The sequence below is a fragment of the Streptomyces sp. RP5T genome (genome assembly GCF_003933965.1).
In the GTDB taxonomy this organism is placed as follows: Bacteria; Actinomycetota; Actinomycetes; order Streptomycetales; family Streptomycetaceae; genus Streptomyces.
The window spans coordinates 1-1709 of record NZ_RSAJ01001010.1 but is presented as its reverse complement, the minus strand read 5'-3'; the positions used below and the strand labels follow the sequence as shown (position 1 = coordinate 1709).

The 1709-nt window shown below is 73.6% G+C and carries 1 protein-coding gene; it reads right to left on the bottom strand.

The window, feature by feature from the left end; translation table 11 throughout:
* On the bottom strand, positions 1 to 1709 hold a 1709-nt coding region (locus EHS43_RS43970), incomplete at both ends, for a type I polyketide synthase (RefSeq protein WP_148104323.1).

Here is a 1709-nt window from a genome sequence, read left to right as displayed (position 1 = left end):
AGTCGACGTAGGGGGTCAGTGCGTCGGCGCATTCGTTCATGGCCTGGGCGAACACGGGCTCGGTGTCGAGGAGTTGGGCTCCCATGCCGGCCCATTGGTGGCCCTGGCCGGGGAAGACGAACGCCGTCTTGCCGTCCACGTCCGCCGTGCCCGTCACCAGCTGCGCGGACGACGCGCCCTCCGCCAAGGCCCGTAGCCCGGCGCCGAGTTCGTCGTTCGTGGTGCCGATGACCACGGCTCGCTCGGTGAAGGACGTGCGGGTGTGGGCCAGGGCGTGGGCGGCGGGGACCGGGTCCAGGCCGAGGGCGTGGGCCAGGAGGCGTTCCGCCTGCGCGCGCAGGGCGTCGGGGGTCCTGGCGGAGACCGCCCAGGGGACCGTGCGGGTGTCCCGCGTGTCGGGGTGCGGCGCCAAGTCCGTACCGTCCGGGGCCTGTTCGATGATGACGTGGGCGTTGGTGCCGCTGACACCGAAAGAGGAGACGGCGGCGCGGCGGGGGCGGGTCAGTTCGGGCCAGTCGCGGGACTCGGTGAGGAGCTCGACCGCGCCGGAGTCCCAGTCGACCTTGGTGGACGGACGGTCGACGTGCAGGGTCTTGGGCAGGACGCCGTGGCGGATCGCCTGGACCATCTTGATGATTCCGGCTACTCCGGCGGCGGACTGGGCGTGGCCGATGTTGGACTTCAACGAGCCGAGCCACAGCGGCTGTTCGGCGGGCCGGTCCTTGCCGTAGGTGGCGAGGAGGGCTTGGGCCTCGATCGGGTCGCCGAGTGTCGTCCCCGTGCCGTGGCCCTCGACCGCGTCGACGTCCGACACCGTCAGGTGGGCGTTGGCCAGTGCCTGGCGGATGACGCGCTGCTGGGAGGGGCCGTTGGGGGCGGTGAGGCCGTTGGAGGCGCCGTCCTGGTTGACCGCCGAGCCGCGGACCACCGCGAGCACGGGGTGGCCCAGGCGCTCCGCGTCCGACAGCCGCTCCAGGGCGAGGACGCCGACGCCCTCCGCCCAGCCGGTGCCGTCGGCCGCGTCGGCGTAGGCCTTGCAGCGGCCGTCGGCGGCCAGGGCGCGCTGGCGGGAGAACTCCACGAAGGAGGTGGGCTGGGACATCAGGGCCACACCGCCGGCGAGGGCGAGGGTGCACTCGCCGTTGCGCAGGGACTGGGCGGCCAGATGCAGGGCGACCAGGGAGGAGGAGCAGGCCGTGTCGACGGTGAGGGCCGGGCCCTCCAGACCGAGGGTGTACGAGACGCGGCCCGAGGCCACGCTGCCGGCCGTGCCGATGCCCCGGTAACCCTCCAGCTCCTCGGGGACGCGGGTGATCTGGGCACCGTAGTCGTGGTACATCACCCCGGAGAACACGCCGACCGGGGCGCCGCGCAGCCGGGACGGGTCGACGCCGGCCCGCTCCAGGGCCTCCCAGGAGGTCTCCAGGAGAAGCCGCTGCTGGGGGTCCATGGCGGTCGCCTCGCGCGGCGAGATGCCGAAGAACTCCGCGTCGAAGTCGGCGAGATCGTGGACGAAGCCGCCCTCACGGACGTAGGAGCTGCCCGGGCGGGTGCCCTCCGGGTCGTAGAGGTCGTCGAGGTGCCAGCCGCGGTCCTCGGGGAAGCCGGAGACCGCGTCGCGGCCCTCGGCGACCAGCCGCCACAGCTCCTCCGGGGTGGTCACCCCGCCGGGCAGCCGGCAGGCCATGCCCACGATCGCGATCGGCTCG